Origin of the sequence: Bacillus sp. AR4-2 (genome assembly GCF_008274865.1) — a bacterium.
GTDB classification, from domain to species: Bacteria; Bacillota; Bacilli; order Bacillales; family Bacillaceae_G; genus Bacillus_A; species Bacillus_A cereus.
The window spans coordinates 4,208,545-4,228,799 of sequence record NZ_CP031062.1 but is presented as its reverse complement, the minus strand read 5'-3'; the positions used below and the strand labels follow the sequence as shown (position 1 = coordinate 4,228,799).

Genomic DNA, 20,255 nt, shown 5'->3' with positions numbered 1-20,255 from the left:
GGGAACCTCTAGCTTTTTGCCTATGTAGTAAGTTACAGGAGGACGATAGATGAACATTTGGCAACTAGCGCTGCAAAATATAAAAGGAAATTGGCGTAATTATAAAGTGTTTTTCTTAAGTAGTTGTTTTGCAATATTTGCTTCTTACGCATATATGTCTGTCATTGTGCATCCGTATATGCAAGAGACGATGTGGTATCAAAACGTACGTTGGGGACTTATCATATGTAATGTTATAATCATTTCTTTTTTCGTCATATTTATTTTGTACTCTACTTCTATTTTCATAGAAGCACGTAAGAAAGAATTAGGGTTATATATGTTAATGGGAGCAACGAAATCTAACGTAATAGGAATGATTATGACCGAACAAATTTTAATCGGGGTCTTCGCGAATATTTTCGGTATTGTGCTCGGTATGATATTTTTAAAACTCTTTTTTATGGTATTTAGTATGTTACTGGGGCTTCCGAAAGAACTCCCTGTGATATTTGACGTAAGGGCGATTGGTGTAACATTTATTACATATATGGTCGTTTTTATTTTGTTATCTTTTATAAGTGCTTTACGTATATGGAATATAAAAATCATTCGGTTATTGAAAGAATTTCGAACAGATAAAAAAGAGAAGAAAACATCAAAGTGGCTTTGTTTATTCGGTTTTGCTTGTTTAGTGGGCGGGTATGCGTTGGCGCTACAAGTGACGATGACTACGATAGCAATATACTTTTTCCCTGTGTCTATACTTGTCTTTTTTGGAACGTACTTTTCTTTTACACATGGAGCTACCCAAGTGTTAGAAATGATAAAGCGAAATAAAAAGATTATGTATACATATCCGTATTTATTTATAGTGAATCAATTGTCACATCGAATGAAGGAAAATGGTCGCTTTTTCTTTCTGATGTCTATGGCAACGACGTTTGTAGTTACAGCAACAGGTACGGTGTTCTTATATTTTTCTAGCATGCAAGATATGTGGCGAACTGGAGGGGTACACTCGTTTTCGTACATAGAAAAAGGTATTTCTACTTATGAAGTCTTTGAGGAAGGTGCGGTTGAAAAATTACTGCATCAATATGAGTATGATGATTTTCAATATATGAGTTTTGTTGGAGTTTATGCATCCTTTCAGTCTAATAAGGGAGAAACAACAATAGTACCGCTTATAAAAGAAAGTGAATATAACCAAGAAGCAAGGAAACAAAAACAGAAAACGTATCGTCCTAAAAAAGGTACAGTGACACTCGTTTATTATAATAAATACAATAATTCGAATGTGTATAATCAAAAAGAGATTCAATTGCAAGTAATGAATCAACCATATCAATTCGTATTTAACGGTCAGAAAGAAGGGGTTCAATTTAACCATCACCCTTCGTACATTAATGGTCTGTTCTTCGTTATGAATGATGAAGATTTTGACAGTATAGCAAATCAGGTTCCTGATTCTGAAAAAATGATATATAGAGGCTACACATTATCAAATATAGAAAATACGAAGAAATTAAATGAAGATTTACGGAGACATATAAAACAAGATAATAATAATGCATTTCGAAGCAATATGGAGTTGTATGTAAATATGAAAGAAGGCGGCGATATTACTCTATTTGTAGGCTCATTTATTAGTATATTATTCTTTCTCACTTCATGTAGTATCGTGTATTTTAAATGGTTCCATAATATTGCATCGGACCGAAAGCAGTATGGTGCACTCTCTAAACTTGGAATGACGAAGGAAGAAGTATGGAAAATTTCTCGTTGGCAATTATGTATGCTATTTTTTGCGCCAATTATAGTAGGGAGTATGCATAGTGCAGTTGCATTATATACGTTTCATAATACGCTTTTTATGGATGGATCATTAAGAAAAGTAGGTTTGTTCATTCTGTTTTATATCGCAGCATGTATCATTTATTTCTTCTTCGCTCAAAGAGAGTATAAGAAACATTTAGACTAGCGAATGCTAGTCTTTTTTAAATATTCGAAATTTACATAGAAGAATATAAAAAAGTATGGTATAACAGTAAGAAAACGAAAAAGAGGGGAAAAGACGATGATTCGAGTAGGATATTTAGGACCAGAAGCAACATTTACAAATATGGCGGTGAGTCGTTTTTTTCCGGAAGCAGAGCATGTACCGTATCGAACGATTCCAGATTGTATAGATGCAGCTGCAAATGAAAATGTAGACTTCGCAGTTGTACCGTTAGAAAATGCAATAGAAGGTTCAGTGAATATAACGGTTGATTACCTTGTACATGAGCAGCCGCTTTCCATTGTAGGAGAAATTACAGTACCAATTCAGCAGCATTTACTTGTACATCCGCAGTATGCAGAAGTGTGGGATGAAGTATATGCAGTGCATTCTCATCCGCATGCCATTGCACAGTGCCATAAATTTTTAAATGAAGAATTAAAAGGAGTAACTGTTCGAGATATGACATCTACAAGTGCTGCTGCACAATATGTGAAAGAACATCCTGAAGAGAAAATTGCCGCTATTGCAAATGAAGCGGCTGCAGAAAAATACGGATTAACAATTGTGAGACGTAGTATTCATACGCATAAAAATAATCACACACGTTTCTTAGTACTCCATAAGAAAAAGAAAGCAGTACTCCCGAATAATGGAGAGAACCGCGGAGAGAAAACGACGCTTATGATAACGTTACCTGCAGATTATGCAGGTGCCCTATATCAAGTGTTATCAGCTTTCGCATGGAGAAAATTAAACTTATCAAAAATCGAATCGCGTCCGATGAAAACAGGTCTTGGAAATTACTTTTTCTTAATCGATGTCGATAAAGCATACGATGACGTATTATTGCCAGGCGTAACGATGGAACTTGAAGCACTCGGTTTTTCTGTTACTGTGCTGGGGAGTTATTCTTCTTATTGGTTGTAAGATGTAGATGGAATGTTGGTATTTGTTTAATCGTCAATATCATTTCATTGCCTAATATATTTTTTAATAGATTAATAAAATCCCACCTGCAGAAGGTGGGATTCTTTATCCCGCTATTTGCCGGGCAGTAAGAGCCCCACCTCAAAATTCAGCGAAAGTGAAGAAGTTATGAGGGGATCGGGCTGATAATCAGTGGGGAATGAACAAAACCCCCACTGATTAAAGTTTCACTTTATTTCAACTTCGCAAGACGATCTTCTAATTGACCACGCCAAATATCAGCTAGTTCTGGAACAGCAAGAATCTTCTCGATGCCATCTTTATCTTTTCTATTATGAAAATAAATTTCGTTAGAGAATAAAACAGAAACATTGCTTGATGGACGTTCTAGTAATGTAATTTTTGAATCTTTACGTACAGTACCTTCTTGAAGAACGCGGCATAGGTAGCCAGTAAATCCAGTTGCTACAATACGCGGCAGTATGCCAGGGATGCCAAGGCGTTTTGAAATTGTGCTACAAGGTACGCGCGCTTGTGTCACTTGAATAATCGCTTCACCTAATTTGTATGTATCTCCGATGCAAACATCATGCTCTAACATATTTGTTACGGTAATGTTTTCGCCAAATGCGGAAGCTGGAAGTGTTGTTTGAAATTCTTTTTCCCATAGTGCGTAATGCTCGTGTGAGTACACACAAACTGCGCGATCAGGTCCACCGTGGTGTTTTAAATCTGCTACATCATCACCAAGGAAGCCATCTTTTGATAGGAAAGCTTCTTCGGTAAGTTCTTTACATATACCGGTAATCATTTCTTTATCTTCGCTATATTTCATTTGTTTCGGTTTCCCAATGCTAAAGTGAACGAGTTCAATTCCCATATTTGATCTCCTTTACGATTGATTACAATATTATAGCATTAAAAAAGCACAGAGAATGATAAAAACTCTGTGCTTTACATTAATAAACGAGAAATCCTGCTTTATCTAAAGCTTCGCAAGCAGCATCTAACTTCTCTTTAGAATCTGCTTCAATTGTATGTAAGTGAATACCATCTGTTAGTTGCGATAGATAGGAAGCGTTTGTGTTTTCGATTTTTTGTAAATATTGCTCTACATCAAAGCGATTGCTTACCATAATGGATGCTGTTAAGTCACCGTATACAGGATGCTCAACTTTTACGTCTTTAATCGTAACGCCGTGGTCAACAAGCATTGTAAGTTCTTGACGTACTTCTGCTGGTTTGTGCTGGCATACGATTACGCGTTCAAAAGTTTGTTGTTTCTCTTGTGGCTTTAAATATAAATAGCCTTGAGCAGTTGCAATAATTGGTTCGTTTCGTGCTTTAAGCAAGGAAATATCTTGCACGATAACTTGTCTACTTACGTTCGTCTTTTTCGATAGTTCATTCCCCGATAACGGTTCATTTGCAGCAAGAAGCCACTGGAGGATAAGCTGTCGTCTTTCTTCACCTAAAATCTTTTTTTGTTCATTTTGTTTCATTATGATTTAACACCTCTATAAAATTGATTTCCAATTGTGTGTAGTGCATGAATAGTAGTATCAATTTGATCTTTCGTTGTTTGTTGTCCGAAAGAGAAGCGGACATATTGTTTTGCCTCTTCATACGTTTTTCCAATTGCAAGCATAGTTTTCGAAGGTTCTTGTTTACCGACTTGGCAAGCACTTCCGGTGGAAATGGCGATACCATGGCGATTACATTCTAGCATAGTATATTGACCTTCTATTCCTTTTATTGTAACCCCAACAATATGTGGTAAACAAGAAGTAGAATGACCTTCTACTTCAATTTCTAGCGGAAGTGTTTGTATTTGCTCTAAAAAGTAGGATCGTAACTCTTTAAAACGTAAACTTTCTTCCCATTGAGTTTTTAATATATTTTCAGCAGCTGTTAAAAAAGATGCGATGCCGGGAACGTTCACTGTACCTGGGCGAAATCCTTTTTCGTGAGAAGTTCCTGGAAATACTTGTTCCCAGCGAGTTTGCGGATTTATGTAGCAAGCGCCGACACCTTTTGGTCCGTATATTTTATGTGCTGAAACAGAAAGACTATCAATCCCCATCTCAAAAACATGGATAGGCAGTTTACCAAACGTTTGCACACAATCCGTATGAAATAAAACATTATATTTTTTTAAAAGTGCCCCGATTTCTGTAATGTTTTGAACGGTTCCGATTTCAGAGTTTCCATGCTGTATACTTGCTAGCACAGTATCTTCCGTAATAGCTGCCTCTAAATCTACTAAACAAATGAGTCCATTTTTATCAACAGGAATTTCAGTGATCGTATAGCCTTTTGATTTTAGGGATTGAAAATAACTTCGAATGGATGCATGTTCCATAGGTGTCGTAATAATATGCTTCTTATTTCGGGCATTTAGAAGTGATTGGATTGCAAGATAGTTCGATTCCGATCCACCACTTGTGAAAAATATTCCTTGTTCTTTTCCTCCAATCATTTCCGCAAATGTTTTTCGGCAAACTTGTAATAAAGAAGAAGCCGTTCCTCCAATATCATGTAAACTTTGTTCATTTCCGAAGTATTGCGATGCTGCTTTCATATATGTTTGTAACGCTTCCTCGCTCATAGGTGTAGTAGCTGCATAGTCAAGATATATCATCATGTAAGTTCCTCTCTCTAGTAAGAGTTACATTTCTTTTACTTTTTAAATGGTAGTGAAAATAAGAATTATAAAAAAACTCTTGTCATTATTTTAAAACTATGTAAATATAGGTGTCAAGACAGTTGAAAAGTGTAAAGTAGGAGGCAACAATTATGCCAAGCGCAGATGTCTTAATTATTGGAAGTGGCGTTGCGGCACTTCGTGTTGCAAAAGAGATTTGTCACGAAAAGAATGTGATTATTATCACAAAGGAGACGAAACGTAATAATAATACACATTTAGCTCAAGGTGGAATTGCCGCAGCGGTAGCTACATACGACAATCCTAATGATCATTTTGAAGATACGCTAGTAGCAGGGTGTCATTATAACAATGAAGAAGTGGTCCGTTATTTAGTCGAGGAAGGACCGAAAGAAATTAATAACCTTATTGAAAATGGAATGAAATTTGATGGAGATGAAACAGGTCCTCATCTTGGAAAAGAAGGAGCGCATCGAAAACGTCGTATTTTACATGCAGGTGGCGATGCAACAGGAAAGAATTTATTAGAGCATCTTATTCAAGAAGTAGCTCCATACGTTACGGTAGTGGAACAGGAAATGGTGCTCGATTTTATTATAGAAAAAGATAAATGTGTTGGGGCTTTAACTCGCAACAATAAAGGAGAATTGAAACGTTACAATGCAGATTATACGGTGTTAGCTTCAGGCGGTATTGGCGGTTTATACGCCTTTACTTCTAATGATGAGACGATTACAGGCGATGGACTTGCAATGGTGTACCGTGCAGGCGGAGAGCTTGTAGATTTAGAGTTTATACAATTTCATCCGACGATGTTATACGCGGGTGGGCGTTGTTCTGGTCTTGTGTCCGAAGCTGTTCGCGGAGAAGGAGCTGTCCTTATAAATGGAAAAGGGCAGCGTTTTATGATGGATATACATTCCGAACAGGATTTAGCGCCTCGTGATGTAGTCGCAAGGGCTATTCATGAACAGCTACTTGCGGGTGAAAAAGTGTACTTAAACATCGAAATGATTCAAAACTTTGAACAACGCTTTCCGACCGTGTCATCGATATGTAAAACAAATGGAGTCGATATAAATAAAAAACGTATTCCAGTCGTGCCTGGTACTCATTTTCACATGGGCGGCGTGAAAACGAACTGTGATGGAGAGACGTCTATTCCGAACTTATACGCAGTCGGTGAAGTAGCTTGTAACGGGGTTCATGGTGCAAATAGATTAGCGAGTAATTCATTATTAGAAGGTCTTGTGTTTGGAAAAAGAATCGGACGACACATTTTATCTAGAGAGACAAAAGAAAAGGTGAACATGCTAGCCGAAAAGGAAGCAAAGTTTATCGTTCTGAATCATTTACCGACGAAAGAAGAAATACAAAAATGCATGATGAAATATGTTGGGATTGTGCGAACAGAGCAAAGTTTATCTTATGCGAAGAGATGGCTTAGTAAGTATGGTGTTCGAAATATGATATTACAACATGATGTTCTTACGAATGAAGAGATAACGCTTATTAATATGTTAACGGTTTGTGAGCTTATAGTTGTGTCAGCCTTGCAAAGAGAAGAAAGTATTGGCGGGCATTACCGGAGTGATTATCCAGATAGAAATATAGGAAAGAAAGAGATTGTTCGAGTAAAGAGAAAACGACAACTTGTGTGATGAGGGGAAGAGGGGCTTTATGAACACGATAAAAGTTAAAGAAGCATTAAATCGATTTTTTTTAGAAGATATAGGGGAAAGAGATGTAACATCTCAGCTTATTTTTCCAGATAACTTGCTTTCGAAAGGAACGTTTCTTGCGAAGGATACAGGGGTCTTTGCAGGACGTTTAGTAATTGAATCAGGATTTAAATTAATTGATGAGAGAATTGAAGTAGAGCTTCATAAAAAAGATGGGGACCTTGTAGAAAAAGGCGAAATCATTGCAACTGTGCAAGGTCCAATTGCATCGTTATTAACAGCAGAGCGCGTTATATTAAATGTTATTCAGCGTATGAGCGGAATAGCGACGATGACGCGTAAAGCGGTTCTTGCTTTAGATAGTAGCTATACTCGTATTTGTGATACGCGAAAAACGATGCCAGGACTGCGTATGTTTGATAAGTATGCAGTCGTGTGCGGCGGTGGATTTAATCATCGCTTCGGTTTATATGATGGTGTCATGATTAAAGACAATCATATTGCTTTTGCTGGTTCTATTACAAAAGCTGTTACATCAGTGAAAGAAAAGTTAGGACATATGGTGAAAGTAGAAGTGGAAACAGAAACTGAGGAACAGGTGAGAGAGGCTGTCGCTGCTGGTGCGGATATTATTATGTTCGATAATCGTACGCCAGATGAAATCCGGGAGTTTTCAAAGATTGTACCAAGTGCCATCGTTACGGAAGCTTCAGGAGGCATCACAATTGAAGATTTATCGAAATACGGAAAAACAGGGGTAGATTATATTTCACTTGGAGCGTTAACACATTCAGTAAAAGCACTTGATATTAGTTTCAATATTGAAGGATAAGGAAAATGGCTTAGAGGGGAGAAACGTATATGAGTATTTTAGAACAAGTACAGCCAATTGAAACGATGTTACCAGAGCGTTATTACACGATGTCAACGGAAGATATGGAAAAGCGTGTTCGTGAAATTAAAGAGAAAATGGGGAAAATGTTATTCATTCCAGGGCATCATTATCAAAAAGATGAAGTGGTACAATTTTCAGATGCAGCAGGGGATTCACTTCAGCTTGCGCAAGTTGCAGCGAGCAATAAAGACGCAAAATATATTGTGTTTTGCGGGGTGCACTTTATGGCGGAAACAGCAGATATGTTAACGACAGATGATCAAGTTGTCATCTTACCAGATATGCGTGCAGGTTGTTCGATGGCGGATATGGCAGATATTGAACAAACAGAAAGAGCATGGAAAGAGCTCACGAAATTATTTGGAGATACGATGATTCCGTTAACATATGTGAACTCTACAGCTGCAATTAAAGCGTTTTGTGGTCGTAACGGAGGAGCAACAGTAACATCTTCTAATGCAAAGCAAATGGTATCTTGGGCGTTTACTCAAAAAGAACGTCTTGTCTTTTTACCAGACCAACATTTAGGGAGAAATACAGCGTACGATTTAGGTATCCCGTTAGATAAAATGGCAGTATGGGACCCACACACAGATTCATTAGAGTACGATGGGGATATAGAAGAAATTCAAGTAATTTTATGGAAAGGGCATTGTTCTGTTCATCAAAATTTTACAGTGAAGAACATTGAGAGCGTACGAAAAAATCATCCTGATATGAATATTATTGTACATCCAGAATGTTGCTATGAAGTTGTAGCTGCTTCAGATTATGCAGGCTCAACGAAATATATTATTGATATGATTGAATCAGCGCCATCTGGTAGCAAATGGGCGATTGGTACAGAAATGAATTTAGTGAACCGAATTATTCAGCAACATCCAGATAAAGAAATTGTTTCACTTAATCCATTTATGTGTCCGTGCTTAACGATGAACCGAATTGATCTGCCTCACTTATTATGGGCACTTGAAACGATAGAAAGAGGAGAAGAAATTAACGTTATTAGCGTAGATAAACAAGTAACGACAGAAGCGGTTTTTGCATTAAATCGTATGTTAGAGCGTGTGTAAAGCAACGGTATTCCCGTTGCTTTTTTTCATACATATAATCATAACGGGAACGAAATGGGCATACATTGTTTTGAAGAAATCATTGTGGTTCTTTATGCTTATTCCGCTTCGAATGATATTGAAAATCGAAGAAGTGATAAAAGTGAAAAGAAGTTAATGTTATTTAGAAAGAGTTACTTCATGAGATTTGTTACTTATAGATAAGTTATACAGGAGGGGGAAAATTTGAAAATTCATATCGTGCAAAAAGGGGATACCCTTTGGAAAATTGCGAAAAAGTACGGAGTGGATTTTGACACGTTGAAAAAAACAAATACACAACTTAGTAATCCAGATTTAATTATGCCAGGTATGAAAATTAAAGTGCCATCCAAGAGTGTTCACATGAAACAACAGGCTGGAGCAGGTTCAGCGCCTCCAAAGCAATACGTAAAAGAAGTGCAGCAAAAAGAATTTGCAGCAACACCAACTCCGCTTGGAATAGAAGATGAAGAAGAAGTTACGTATCAATCAGCACCAATTACACAGCAGCCAGCTATGCAACAAACACAAAAAGAAGTGCAAGTAAAACCGCAGAAGGAGATGCAGGTAAAGCCGCAAAAAGAAGTACAGGTGAAACCACAGAAGGAGATACAGGTAAAGCCGCAAAAAGAGGTACAGGTGAAACCGCAAAAAGAAGTGCAAAAAGAACAGCCAATTCAAAAAGAAAAACCAGTTGAAAAACCGTCTGTTATTCAAAAACCACCTGTGATAGAAAAACAAAAACCGGCGGAAAAAGAAAACACGAAGTTTTCGGTAAATGTATTACCGCAGCCGCCACAACCACCAATAAAACCGAAAAAAGAATATAAAATTTCAGATGTAATAAAAAAAGGAAGCGAGTTAATTGCTCCTCAAATTAGTAAAATGAAACCTAACAATATCATTTCTCCGCAAACGAAAAAAAACAATATAGTATCGCCGCAAGTGAAGAAAGAAAATGTAGGGAATATAGTATCGCCGCAAGTGAAGAAAGAAAATGTAGGAAATATAGTATCGCCGCAAGTGAAGAAAGAAAATGTAGGAAATATAGTATCGCCGCAAGTGAAGAAAGAAAATGTAGGGAATATAATATCGCCACAAGTGAAGAAAGAAAATGTAGGAAATATAGTATCGCCTCAGGTGAAGAAAGAAAATGTAGGGAATATAGTGTCACCACAAGTGAAGAAAGAGAATGTAGGGAATATAGTATCGCCAAATGTATCGAAAGAAAATGTAGTTATTCCACAAGTCATACCGCCAAATATTCAAATGCCAAATATTCAAATGCCAATCATGGATAACAACCAGCCACCGAATATAATGCCAATTATGGATAACAACCAGCCACCGAATATAATGCCAATTATGGATAACAACCAGCCGCCGAATATAATGCCGATCATGGATAACAATCAAATGCCGAATATGATGCCAATCATGGATAACAATCAAATGCCGAATATGATGCCAATCATGGATAACAATCAAATGCTGAATATGATGCCGATTATGGATAACAATCAAATGCCGAATATGATGCCGATTATGGATAACAATCAAATGCCGAATATAATGCCAATTATGGATAACAATCAAATGCCGAATATAATGCCAATTATGGATAACAATCAAATGCCGAATATGATGCCAATTATGGATAACAATCAACCACCCAATATGATGCCGTATCAAATGCCGTATCAACAGCCCATGATGCCGCCGAATCCGTATTATCAACAACAAAATCCATATCAAATGCCATATCAGCAAGGAGCGCCGTTTGGACCGCAATATACGTCTATGCCAAATCCGAATATGATGCCAATGGATAATAATAATATGCCGCCGCTTGTGCAGGGTGAGGAAGATTGTGGATGCGGAGGAGAAAGTAGACTATATAGTCCACAACCAGGCGGTCCGCAATATGCGAATCCTTTATATTATCAACCAACTCAGTCTGCATATGCACCACAGCCAGGAACGATGTATTATCAACCAGATCCACCAAATGTATTTGGAGAGCCCGTTTCAGAAGAAGAGGACGAAGAAGAAGTTTAAAAAGGCGGGAGTATTCCCGCCTTTTTTACATTCCTGTTAATTAAGAAAATGAAGTTTTTTTATGAAGTGCTAGAAAATTCCTAGTGAAATATTAACAGTGTAAAAACCTTCTCTGTTACTCATCATAAGAGGGAGCTTTTCAGTAGAGAAGCTCATTCTAACAGAGGGGGTTTTTGTATTGAATACGAAAGTAAAAGTGATTGCTGCTTCTTTGTTAGTTACTAGTGCATTAGCTGCATGTGGTACACCAAAAAACAATGCAATGGATGGACGTAACTACAATTACGAGCGTACATCTTATAATGATACACACCAGTATCGTGATAATGTGACGCGTAATGATCGTTATACAGATTATGTAACATATAGAAATGGTCGTAACGATACAGGATACAATTATTATCGAGATGTAAATTACAATGGACAAATTGCTAATCCGCATCCAACTCGTAATATTACAATGAACAATTCATACATTAACAATGATGGTAAAACAGCTGAAAGAATAACAAATCGTGTGAAACGTATGAATAACGTAGACCGTGTGTCTACAGTTGTATATGGAAACGATGTAGCGATTGCGGTAAAACCACGTAACACAGTGACAAATGAAACGGCGATGGCTAACGAAATTCGTCAAGCTGTTGCAAATGAAGTTGGAAACAGAAACGTATATGTTTCTGTAAGAAATGATATGTTTACTCGTGTCGATGCAATGAGTACGCGTCTACGTAACGGTACAGTTACAAACGATTTTAATCGTGACATAGTGAATATGTTCCGAGACATTCGTTACGGTTTAACTGGTACAGTGCGATAACAAAACAAAAGAGGAAGGGTGAGCCCTTCCTCTTTATTCATCGTTGTCTTGTAAACGACGTTTTTTAATAAAATAACTAACGGAGTAAGAAACTAAAAAGCATATGAAAAGAATACTACCTGTTAAAATAGTTTCAAACAGTGGTCTTTCTGGACTGAAAATAATATAAATAATAGCCATAACGATTCCTACAATAAGGGAGCGGAAGACAAGTTTGTAATAAGGAGTTAACTGTATTTCCTTTTCGCCTTCTTCTACATCGATTGAAACACTTAACTGTAAATAAGCAAGTAAAATACTTGTAAACATAAATAATAGCCACAATGGAGATTTCGTAATTTGATCAATGCCTTCAGTGAATCCGATATAGCCTAAAATTCCAACTACGCCAATGTATTGAAAAAGAAAGACAATACGTATGTTTTTTAACATTTGAAGAATGAGGCGTTCATCCTTTATTTTTTTCATAATATTCATCCCCTGCTTATTATGATTTCGCTGTCACATTAATTGTAACATATATGTTGCAATTATCAATTTATAATTTACATATTGTTCGTTTGGATAACAGAGGAAATAAAATATTTTTATAAACATGTTGCACTTATACTTTATTAATGTTATATTAGCAAAGCGATGAGCTAATTTACGTAAGACGAGAGATATGCTTAAGTGCTAAACACGCGAATGTGGTCGCCTGGTCTCTCGCCGTAAACGCATCAAGACGCCTGCTTTGCAGGCGTCTTTCATTTTATATAAAAGTAAATGATACATACAGATGAGGTAAATCCTAATCTGTATTTTTTTATTTTTCGAAAGAAATGTAATGTGGATAAAACCCCCATTTCCGGAAAAACTACTAATGAAAGTTTGATTTTGCCTAAAAGAGGTGAACGGAAATGAAATGGATACTGATTGCGATGCAAGCTTTCGTTATGATGTTTTGTTTCGTTTATGAAACGAATGTGAAGGCGGAAGGGCCAGTACCAGAAGTAACGAAAAAAGAACCTGAGGTTACAATTTTATTAGAGCGTATGTATGTTGATGGCGAAGTAAGCGAAGAAATACTTACAGAAAAAGTGACGGATTTAGAAAAGTTTTTACAGCAGTATAAAGAATGGCAGCTCGTTGATCGTGATGATGTACAAATTGTATTGCAAAAGAAAGTTGATGATATTTCTCCGTTATTGAAAACGAGCGGGTATTTTGGTGTTTCAGAGGAAGGGATATTACAAATTTTCAAAGGTGTACCGAAAAGTGATAATGCGATCCATTCTTTCTTTCAAATTGATATGAAAAAGCTTGAGAGCTATGAACGTGCGAAATTGAAACGTGGCATTCGTATTAAATCAAAAGAAGGTTTTGTGAAGACGATTGAAAAAATGAAGCAATACGCAGTTCAAAGTAAGAAAAAAAGCAGCTCATGGTGAGCTGCTTTTTTTCTTATTTGTTTTTAGCTAAAATTTCTTTTGCGATTTCATCAATTAGCATATCTTTTCCGATTGGATTGAATGCTTTCGTATTGAAGACTTCATTTGATACTTCATATACGTGATTATTTTTAACTGCTTTATTGTCTTTCCAAACGGCACTGTTTTTGTAGTCTTCGTAAACTTTATCAGCTTCGCCGCCGAAGTTTACAATAAACATTTGGTCAGGCTGGAATGCAACTAGACCTTCTAGTGATACTTGCGCCATCGTTTGTTTTAAATCCGTACCTTTTGTTGCTGGAAGTTTTAAGTCATTAAAGATGATGTCACCGTATCCGAAGCTACCGTATACACGGAAGTTTTGTGGTGTAACTGCAACGAACATAAAGTTCTCATCTTTTGTTTTCTCTTTAATTTTTTTAGATAAAGAGTCTGCTTTCTTATCGTAGTCTGCAATCCATTTGTCTGCTTTCTTCTCTTCGTCAAATAGCTTACCTACTTCTTTAAACTTACCACGCCAGTCTTCTAAGTTTGTTTCTAGAACAACTGTAGGTGCAACCTTTTCTAGTTGATCATAAATTTTTAATTGACGGTTGTTTAAAATAATTAAGTCTGGTTTTAAAGCAGTAATAGCTTCTAAATCAACTTTAGGTGCCCAGTACCAACCTACTGCTTTTACTCCATCTAACTTGTCTGTTAAGTGATTTTGGATTTTATCTTTATATGTATTTGCTGTACCAACAGGTTTGTGTCCAAGAAGTAATAGTTCTTCTGTTGATCCAGATAAGTCAACAATTCTCTTTGGATTTACTGGAATTGTAGCTTCACCTTTAGCATGTTTTACAACTTTTGTTTTCGGTTGTTCTTTTGCCTTCGATTCTTCTTTTTGAGAAGAACAGCCAACGATAGAAAGAACAACGAGCATAATAGTAAATAAAATAAATAGCTTACGTTTCATCCTGATGTAACCCCTTTAATTAGTATTGATAATCATTATCGACTTCTGTATATTAAGGTGCTTTAACCTTTCTGTCAATGGAAAATAACAGAAGTTTCAAGTGGAGAACATTTGTTGGGGTAGTCTCGCTTTTCTATCATTAAATATGTTAAAATGGAATACATGATTTAAGAGGGAGAGATCGTATTTTGTTTGAATATGTTACAGGTTACGTGGAGTATGTAGGGCCGGAATATGTCGTAATTGATCATAATGGAATTGGTTATCAAATTTTCACACCGAATCCGTATGTATTTCAAAGAAGTAAGCAAGAAATCCGTGTCTATACATATCATTATGTAAGAGAAGATATTATGGCACTTTACGGGTTTAAAACACGTGAAGAGCGTTTATTATTTACAAAGTTGTTAGGCGTGTCTGGCATTGGGCCAAAAGGAGCTCTTGCAATTTTAGCTTCTGGTCAAACAGGACAGGTCGTTCAAGCGATTGAGCATGAAGATGAGAAGTTTTTAGTGAAATTCCCAGGCGTCGGAAAGAAAACAGCACGCCAAATGATTTTAGATTTAAAAGGAAAACTAGCAGATGTCGTACCAGATGCATTTGTTGATTTATTCTCAGACACAGAACGTTTTGATGAGAAGAAAGGTTCATCAGCTGAGCTTGATGAGGCACTGGAAGCTCTGCGCGCACTTGGATACGCAGAACGCGAAGTTTCTCGTGTTGTACCAGAGTTATTAAAAGAATCATTAACGACGGATCAGTATATTAAAAAGGCACTTAGTCTTTTACTAAATGGTAAGAGGTGAGTATAATGGACGAACGTCTCCTTTCAGGGGAATCTGCATATGAAGATGCGGATTTAGAATATTCATTACGGCCACAGACGCTCCGTCAGTATATTGGCCAAGATAAAGCAAAACATAATTTAGAAGTATTTATTGAAGCGGCGAAAATGCGTGAAGAAACGTTAGATCACGTGCTTTTATATGGACCACCAGGTCTTGGTAAAACGACGCTTGCGAATATTATTGCCAATGAGATGGGCGTTAATGTTAGAACAACTTCAGGTCCCGCAATTGAAAGACCAGGAGATTTAGCTGCTGTATTAACAGCGCTTCAGCCAGGGGATGTATTATTTATTGATGAAATTCATCGTTTGCATAGATCAATTGAAGAAGTATTGTATCCTGCGATGGAAGACTTTTGCCTTGATATCGTAATTGGAAAAGGGCCTTCAGCACGTTCTGTACGCCTAGATTTACCGCCATTTACATTAGTTGGAGCAACAACACGTGCTGGAGCATTATCGGCACCGCTTCGTGACCGCTTCGGTGTACTTTCAAGGTTAGAGTACTACACAGTAGATCAGCTTTCTGCGATTGTTGAACGTACAGCAGAAGTATTTGAAGTTGAAATCGATTCGTTAGCTGCATTAGAAATTGCAAGACGTGCTCGTGGTACACCTCGTATTGCGAATCGTCTTTTAAGACGTGTACGTGATTTCGCGCAAGTTCGTGGTAACGGAACGGTTACGATGGAAATTACGCAAATGGCATTAGAGCTACTGCAAGTAGATAAATTAGGTCTAGATCATATTGATCATAAATTACTGCTTGGTATTATTGAGAAATTCCGTGGTGGTCCAGTTGGATTAGAAACGGTTTCAGCAACAATTGGAGAAGAATCTCATACGATTGAAGATGTGTATGAGCCGTATTTATTACAAATTGGCTTTTTACAACGAACGCCAAGGGGCCGAATTGTAACGCCGCTTGCGTATGAACATTTCGGAATGGAGATGCCAAAAGTATGATGGAGATGCCCAAAATGCTTATTACAGCGGGAATCTTACTCATCGTTGTTGGATTAGCTTGGAAGTTCATTGGCAGGCTTCCAGGCGATATTTTTGTGAAAAAAGGAAACGTTACCTTTTATTTTCCTATCATTACATGTATTGTGTTAAGTATTGTACTATCTTTTATTATGTATATAATAAATCGATTTAAATAAGAAATAGGTGGATATAGCTATGGATATAAATCTGTTTGATTTTCATTTACCAGAAGAACTTATTGCACAAGTCCCGTTAGAAGATCGTGAAACATCAAGATTAATGGTGTTAGACCGTGAAACAGGTGATATTGAGCATAAACATTTTACGGACATTCTTTCTTACTTACATGAGGGGGATTGCTTAGTTTTAAATGAAACGAAAGTTATGCCTGCTCGTTTGCACGGTGTGAAAGAAGATACAGGCGCGCACATTGAAGTACTTCTTTTAAAACAAGAAGAAGGCGATAAGTGGGAAACGCTTGTAAAGCCAGCGAAACGTGTAAAAGAAGGAACTGTTATCTCTTTTGGCGAAGGGAAATTAAAAGCAACTTGCACAGGAACTGCAGATCAAGGTGGACGTCAGCTTGAATTTTCATATGACGGCATCTTCTATGAAATTTTAGATGAACTTGGGGAAATGCCACTTCCTCCATATATTAAAGAGACGCTAGAAGATCGCGATCGCTATCAAACAGTATATGCGAAAGAAATCGGTTCAGCAGCAGCGCCGACTGCGGGACTTCACTTTACAGAAGAGTTACTTGAGAAGTTAAAGCAAAAAGGCGTTCAGTTGGCATTCATTACACTTCACGTAGGGCTTGGAACATTTAGACCAGTTTCTGCAGACACGATTGAAGAACACCATATGCACGCAGAATATTACCATATGTCTGAAGAGACAGCGGCATTATTAAATCGTGTGAAAGAGAATGGTGGACGTATTATTACTGTAGGTACGACATCAACTCGTACGTTAGAAACAATTGCAACAGATCATGAAGGTAAGCTTTGCGCCGCTTCTGGATGGACAGATATTTTCATGTATCCGGGATATGAATTTAAAGCAATTGATGGTTTAATTACAAACTTCCATTTACCGAAATCAACATTAATTATGCTTGTAAGTGCATTTGCAAATAGAGATAATGTACTTCATGCTTATAATGAAGCAGTAAAAGAAAAATATCGTTTCTTTAGCTTCGGTGATGCAATGTTCGTTGCATCTCACGCTAAAATGAGAAACAAATAAAAGGAGTAAGTTATGACAGCAATTCGTTATGAATTTATTAAGACATGTAAACAAACGGGTGCCCGTTTAGGTCGTGTGCATACGCCGCACGGTTCATTTGATACACCAACATTTATGCCAGTTGGTACACTTGCAACAGTTAAGACAATGTCACCAGAAGAATTAAAAGCAATGGATTCTGGCATTATTTTAAGTAATACGTATCATTTATGGCTACGTCCAGGTCATGAAATTATTCGTGAAGCAGGCGGCTTGCATAAATTTATGAACTGGGATCGTGCAATCTTAACAGACTCTGGTGGTTTCCAAGTATTCAGTTTAAGTGACTTCCGTCGTATTGAAGAGGAAGGCGTTCACTTCCGTAATCACTTAAATGGAGATAAATTATTCTTATCACCAGAAAAAGCGATGGAAATCCAAAATGCATTAGGTTCAGATATTATGATGGCATTTGATGAGTGTCCACCATTCCCGGCTACTTTTGAATATATGAAGAAATCTGTAGAGCGTACGAGCCGCTGGGCAGAACGTTGCTTAAAAGCGCATGAACGTCCGCAAGATCAAGGTTTATTCGGTATTGTACAGGGCGGGGAGTACGAAGAACTTCGTCGTCAAAGTGCGAAAGATCTTGTTTCAATGGACTTCCCTGGTTACGCTGTAGGTGGTTTATCTGTTGGTGAACCGAAAGATATTATGAACCGTGTTCTTGAGTTTACAACACCACTTCTTCCAGATAATAAGCCTCGTTACTTAATGGGTGTAGGTTCTCCTGACTCGTTAATCGATGGCGCAATTCGTGGTATTGATATGTTTGACTGTGTACTTCCAACTCGTATCGCTCGAAATGGTACATGTATGACAAGTGAAGGTCGCCTTGTTGTAAAAAATGCGAAATTCGCAAGAGACTTCGGTCCGCTTGATCCAAACTGTGATTGCTACACATGTAAAAACTACTCACGTGCGTACATTCGTCACTTAATGAAATGTGATGAAACGTTCGGAATTCGTTTAACGTCTTATCACAACCTTCATTTTCTGTTAAACTTAATGGAGCAGGTGAGACAAGCTATTCGTGAAGACCGTCTTGGCGATTTCCGCGAAGAGTTCTTTGAACAGTATGGCTTTAATAAACCGAATGCTAAAAACTTCTAATACATAATTTAAAAGGAGGAACAAAAGATGAATGCAGGTATGATGAATATCGTTATGATCGTTGCGATGTTTGCGATTTTCTATTTCTTATTAATTCGCCCGCAACAAAAACGTCAAAAAGCAGTTGCTCAAATGCAAAGTGAGTTAGCAAAAGGTGATGCTATCGTAACAATCGGTGGTTTACACGGTACAATCGAATCAGTAGATGAGACAAAAATTGTTATTAAATCTGGTGGTTCACACTTAACTTTCGATCGCAATGCGATTCGTGAAGTTGTGAAAAACTAATGTGGAAGGCCCTGCATGAAATGTGCAGGGCCTTTTTTAGTTACTTTGCTTTGACATATTTACACCGAAAATACCACCGAGTGTACTCGCCCCCATTAATGCTAATTGATAAAGTAATTGTGAGTTCGATAAAGTTTGAGAAAAGCCTAAATAGTTAACTAAAAAAACGAGTATAGTGAACGTGAGACCTGTTGTGAGACCTACTAGCCAACCTTTTCCTTGAGCCTTTTTGCCGGCAGTAAATCCAGACATAAGCATAGATAAAAGAGCGAGTATAAAAATAGTAACGGTTAATGTCCCTTCGTTTATATTCGTAAACTTTAATAAAAGAGCCATAATCATGCTAGTAATAGATGCGAGAATTAGTAGTGTAACAATACCGAAGCCAATTGCAGTTGATAATTTTTTCGTTCCATCCATTTATGCATTCCCCCTTTTTAATACAAGCATATTTTCCTTTTGTCTAAGTTAGACTAGTTTCTTTTTTATAGGGGAGTCTATACGTAAAAAAGGAGATGTAGAAATGGAATGGATATCAATAATTGGACGGACAATGCTTTTGTATATCATCATCTTAATTATTTTTCGTCTTATGGGTAAACGTGAGATAGGAGAGCTAAGTGTATTAGATTTAGTCGTATTTATTATGCTTGGAGAAATGGCTGTAGTGGCAATTGAAAATACCGATAAATCACTTTGGCATCAATTAGTTCCGATGACTTTTCTTATGTGCATCCAAATTATTTTGTCAGTCATTTCCCTAAAGTATCAACGCTTTCGGCATTTAATAGAAGGTGAGCCGGCTATTCTTGTAAACGCGGGAAAGATTGATGAAAAGAAGATGAGAAAGCAACGTTATAATATAGATGATTTAATGATGCAATTAAGGGAACAAGGAGTTGGAGATATTCGGGATGTAGAATATGCTATTTTGGAACCGTCTGGGAAGTTATCTGTCTTTCAAAAACAAAAAAATAAACAAGATACATTACAGTTTACGCTTCCTCTTATTATTGATGGAGAAATTCAATCTAGTCATTTACAAATGATTGAACATACAGATGCATGGCTTATTGAGAAATTAAAAAACTTAGGTTATAACGATGTAACACAAATTTTATACTGTAGTTTTCAAAACGGAAAATTTTTTGTTGATGTAAAAGAAGATTAGAGATTTATCCTTTGAAAGAGTAAGAATGATTAGTTTAACTAATAATCAG

General features: G+C 37.0%; 20 protein-coding genes and 1 pseudogene. 15 read left to right on the top strand and 6 right to left on the bottom strand.

Annotated elements, in window-relative coordinates; translation table 11 throughout:
• The first annotated feature begins 49 nt into the window (after positions 1-49).
• Together DN399_RS21840 and pheA are read left to right on the top strand one after the other, a co-directional pair.
• Positions 50-1,963, top strand: a complete 1,914-nt coding sequence (locus tag DN399_RS21840; RefSeq protein WP_049107982.1) for an ABC transporter permease — start codon at positions 50-52, stop codon at positions 1,961-1,963.
• A 96-nt stretch (positions 1,964-2,059) separates the two neighbouring features.
• The gene (gene pheA, locus DN399_RS21835) at positions 2,060-2,911 is read left to right on the top strand and encodes a prephenate dehydratase (RefSeq protein ID WP_000621701.1); all 852 of its coding nucleotides are present in this window, start codon (positions 2,060-2,062) and stop codon (positions 2,909-2,911) included.
• Positions 2,912-3,143: 232 nt separating this feature from the next.
• Here pheA and DN399_RS21830 read toward each other — a convergent pair whose 3' ends face one another.
• The 3 genes from DN399_RS21830 to DN399_RS21820 all read right to left on the bottom strand — a co-directional run bounded on the left by DN399_RS21830 (position 3,144) and on the right by DN399_RS21820 (position 5,555).
• Positions 3,144-3,791, bottom strand: a complete 648-nt coding sequence (locus tag DN399_RS21830) for an MOSC domain-containing protein (RefSeq protein WP_000510698.1) — start codon at positions 3,789-3,791, stop codon at positions 3,144-3,146.
• A 79-nt stretch (positions 3,792-3,870) separates the two neighbouring features.
• Positions 3,871-4,413, bottom strand: a complete 543-nt coding sequence (locus DN399_RS21825) for a transcription repressor NadR (protein WP_000812275.1) — start codon at positions 4,411-4,413, stop codon at positions 3,871-3,873.
• The gene (locus tag DN399_RS21820) at positions 4,413-5,555 is read right to left on the bottom strand and encodes an IscS subfamily cysteine desulfurase (protein WP_000973766.1); all 1,143 of its coding nucleotides are present in this window, start codon (positions 5,553-5,555) and stop codon (positions 4,413-4,415) included. Before DN399_RS21820 ends, DN399_RS21825 begins: the two co-directional genes overlap by 1 nt.
• Before the next feature lie 152 nt (positions 5,556-5,707).
• Here DN399_RS21820 and nadB point away from each other — a divergent pair, with 152 nt between their 5' ends.
• From nadB to DN399_RS21795, 5 genes and pseudogenes are all read left to right on the top strand, one after another.
• On the top strand, positions 5,708-7,237 hold the full coding sequence (gene nadB / locus DN399_RS21815; RefSeq protein ID WP_001138532.1) for an L-aspartate oxidase: 1,530 nt from the start codon (positions 5,708-5,710) through the stop codon (positions 7,235-7,237).
• A gap of 19 nt (positions 7,238-7,256) precedes the next feature.
• Positions 7,257-8,090 (top strand): carboxylating nicotinate-nucleotide diphosphorylase, encoded by an 834-nt coding sequence (gene nadC, locus DN399_RS21810; protein ID WP_149149932.1) that lies wholly within the window; start codon positions 7,257-7,259, stop codon positions 8,088-8,090.
• 29 nt (positions 8,091-8,119) lie between these two features.
• Complete coding sequence (gene nadA, locus DN399_RS21805; RefSeq protein ID WP_006927543.1) at positions 8,120-9,226, top strand: quinolinate synthase NadA; 1,107 nt, start codon at positions 8,120-8,122, stop codon at positions 9,224-9,226.
• A 225-nt stretch (positions 9,227-9,451) separates the two neighbouring features.
• A pseudogene (safA, locus tag DN399_RS28765) lies at positions 9,452-9,608 on the top strand (SafA/ExsA family spore coat assembly protein); the annotation flags it as partial.
• A gap of 1,875 nt (positions 9,609-11,483) precedes the next feature.
• Positions 11,484-12,125, top strand: coding sequence for a YhcN/YlaJ family sporulation lipoprotein (locus tag DN399_RS21795; protein WP_001093542.1), 642 nt, complete (start codon positions 11,484-11,486; stop codon positions 12,123-12,125).
• A 33-nt stretch (positions 12,126-12,158) separates the two neighbouring features.
• Here the strand turns inward: DN399_RS21795 and DN399_RS21790 are convergent, their stop codons facing one another.
• Positions 12,159-12,593 (bottom strand): branched-chain amino acid ABC transporter substrate-binding protein, encoded by a 435-nt coding sequence (locus DN399_RS21790; protein WP_113304279.1) that lies wholly within the window; start codon positions 12,591-12,593, stop codon positions 12,159-12,161.
• Positions 12,594-13,024: 431 nt separating this feature from the next.
• Between DN399_RS21790 and DN399_RS21785 the strand changes: the two genes are divergently transcribed.
• The gene (locus tag DN399_RS21785; protein ID WP_000871175.1) at positions 13,025-13,555 is read left to right on the top strand and encodes a BofC C-terminal domain-containing protein; all 531 of its coding nucleotides are present in this window, start codon (positions 13,025-13,027) and stop codon (positions 13,553-13,555) included.
• A 13-nt stretch (positions 13,556-13,568) separates the two neighbouring features.
• Here DN399_RS21785 and DN399_RS21780 read toward each other — a convergent pair whose 3' ends face one another.
• Positions 13,569-14,513, bottom strand: coding sequence for an iron-hydroxamate ABC transporter substrate-binding protein (locus DN399_RS21780; RefSeq protein ID WP_149149930.1), 945 nt, complete (start codon positions 14,511-14,513; stop codon positions 13,569-13,571).
• 188 nt (positions 14,514-14,701) lie between these two features.
• On the opposite strand from DN399_RS21780, the gene ruvA reads away from it, so the two are divergent.
• From ruvA to yajC, 6 genes are read left to right on the top strand one after another with little or no spacing between them, the layout of a single operon-like run.
• On the top strand, positions 14,702-15,319 hold the full coding sequence (ruvA, locus tag DN399_RS21775; protein WP_000464511.1) for a Holliday junction DNA helicase RuvA: 618 nt from the start codon (positions 14,702-14,704) through the stop codon (positions 15,317-15,319).
• A gap of 5 nt (positions 15,320-15,324) precedes the next feature.
• Positions 15,325-16,326 carry a Holliday junction branch migration DNA helicase RuvB gene (gene ruvB, locus DN399_RS21770; RefSeq protein WP_000344450.1) on the top strand — a complete coding sequence of 334 codons (1,002 nt, stop codon included), beginning with the start codon at positions 15,325-15,327 and terminating at the stop codon, positions 16,324-16,326.
• Complete coding sequence (locus DN399_RS21765) at positions 16,323-16,523, top strand: DUF2905 domain-containing protein (protein WP_000970410.1); 201 nt, start codon at positions 16,323-16,325, stop codon at positions 16,521-16,523. Before ruvB ends, DN399_RS21765 begins: the two co-directional genes overlap by 4 nt.
• A 19-nt stretch (positions 16,524-16,542) precedes the next feature.
• On the top strand, positions 16,543-17,595 hold the full coding sequence (gene queA, locus DN399_RS21760; RefSeq protein WP_000354015.1) for a tRNA preQ1(34) S-adenosylmethionine ribosyltransferase-isomerase QueA: 1,053 nt from the start codon (positions 16,543-16,545) through the stop codon (positions 17,593-17,595).
• Between the two features lie 12 nt (positions 17,596-17,607).
• Positions 17,608-18,747, top strand: a complete 1,140-nt coding sequence (tgt, locus tag DN399_RS21755) for a tRNA guanosine(34) transglycosylase Tgt (RefSeq protein WP_000125365.1) — start codon at positions 17,608-17,610, stop codon at positions 18,745-18,747.
• A 27-nt stretch (positions 18,748-18,774) separates the two neighbouring features.
• Positions 18,775-19,035 carry a preprotein translocase subunit YajC gene (yajC, locus tag DN399_RS21750; RefSeq protein WP_000991115.1) on the top strand — a complete coding sequence of 87 codons (261 nt, stop codon included), beginning with the start codon at positions 18,775-18,777 and terminating at the stop codon, positions 19,033-19,035.
• Between the two features lie 36 nt (positions 19,036-19,071).
• Here yajC and DN399_RS21745 read toward each other — a convergent pair whose 3' ends face one another.
• The gene (locus DN399_RS21745) at positions 19,072-19,455 is read right to left on the bottom strand and encodes a TIGR04086 family membrane protein (protein ID WP_000349150.1); all 384 of its coding nucleotides are present in this window, start codon (positions 19,453-19,455) and stop codon (positions 19,072-19,074) included.
• Positions 19,456-19,558: 103 nt separating this feature from the next.
• On the opposite strand from DN399_RS21745, the gene DN399_RS21740 reads away from it, so the two are divergent.
• A complete protein-coding gene (locus tag DN399_RS21740; protein ID WP_000454817.1) occupies positions 19,559-20,206 on the top strand; it encodes a DUF421 domain-containing protein in 648 nt (215 codons plus the stop codon).
• The last annotated feature ends 49 nt before the right edge of the window (positions 20,207-20,255 follow it).

Excerpts from the sequence above, each read along its gene's own strand:
- nadA (WP_006927543.1), top strand. The coding sequence starts at position 8,120 with ATGAGTATTTTAGAACAAGTACAGCCAATTGAAACGATGTTACCAGAG.
- ruvB (WP_000344450.1), top strand. The coding sequence starts at position 15,325 with ATGGACGAACGTCTCCTTTCAGGGGAATCTGCATATGAAGATGCGGAT.
- queA (WP_000354015.1), top strand. The coding sequence starts at position 16,543 with ATGGATATAAATCTGTTTGATTTTCATTTACCAGAAGAACTTATTGCA.
- nadB (WP_001138532.1), top strand. The coding sequence starts at position 5,708 with ATGCCAAGCGCAGATGTCTTAATTATTGGAAGTGGCGTTGCGGCACTT.
- tgt (WP_000125365.1), top strand. The coding sequence starts at position 17,608 with ATGACAGCAATTCGTTATGAATTTATTAAGACATGTAAACAAACGGGT.
- DN399_RS21740 (WP_000454817.1), top strand. The coding sequence starts at position 19,559 with ATGGAATGGATATCAATAATTGGACGGACAATGCTTTTGTATATCATC.
- yajC (WP_000991115.1), top strand. The coding sequence starts at position 18,775 with ATGAATGCAGGTATGATGAATATCGTTATGATCGTTGCGATGTTTGCG.
- DN399_RS21745 (WP_000349150.1), bottom strand. The coding sequence starts at position 19,455 with ATGGATGGAACGAAAAAATTATCAACTGCAATTGGCTTCGGTATTGTT.
- DN399_RS21780 (WP_149149930.1), bottom strand. The coding sequence starts at position 14,513 with ATGAAACGTAAGCTATTTATTTTATTTACTATTATGCTCGTTGTTCTT.
- DN399_RS21840 (WP_049107982.1), top strand. The coding sequence starts at position 50 with ATGAACATTTGGCAACTAGCGCTGCAAAATATAAAAGGAAATTGGCGT.
- DN399_RS21790 (WP_113304279.1), bottom strand. The coding sequence starts at position 12,593 with ATGAAAAAAATAAAGGATGAACGCCTCATTCTTCAAATGTTAAAAAAC.
- DN399_RS21820 (WP_000973766.1), bottom strand. The coding sequence starts at position 5,555 with ATGATGATATATCTTGACTATGCAGCTACTACACCTATGAGCGAGGAA.
- DN399_RS21830 (WP_000510698.1), bottom strand. The coding sequence starts at position 3,791 with ATGGGAATTGAACTCGTTCACTTTAGCATTGGGAAACCGAAACAAATG.
- pheA (WP_000621701.1), top strand. The coding sequence starts at position 2,060 with ATGATTCGAGTAGGATATTTAGGACCAGAAGCAACATTTACAAATATG.
- nadC (WP_149149932.1), top strand. The coding sequence starts at position 7,257 with ATGAACACGATAAAAGTTAAAGAAGCATTAAATCGATTTTTTTTAGAA.
- DN399_RS21785 (WP_000871175.1), top strand. The coding sequence starts at position 13,025 with ATGAAATGGATACTGATTGCGATGCAAGCTTTCGTTATGATGTTTTGT.
- DN399_RS21765 (WP_000970410.1), top strand. The coding sequence starts at position 16,323 with ATGATGGAGATGCCCAAAATGCTTATTACAGCGGGAATCTTACTCATC.
- DN399_RS21825 (WP_000812275.1), bottom strand. The coding sequence starts at position 4,413 with ATGAAACAAAATGAACAAAAAAAGATTTTAGGTGAAGAAAGACGACAG.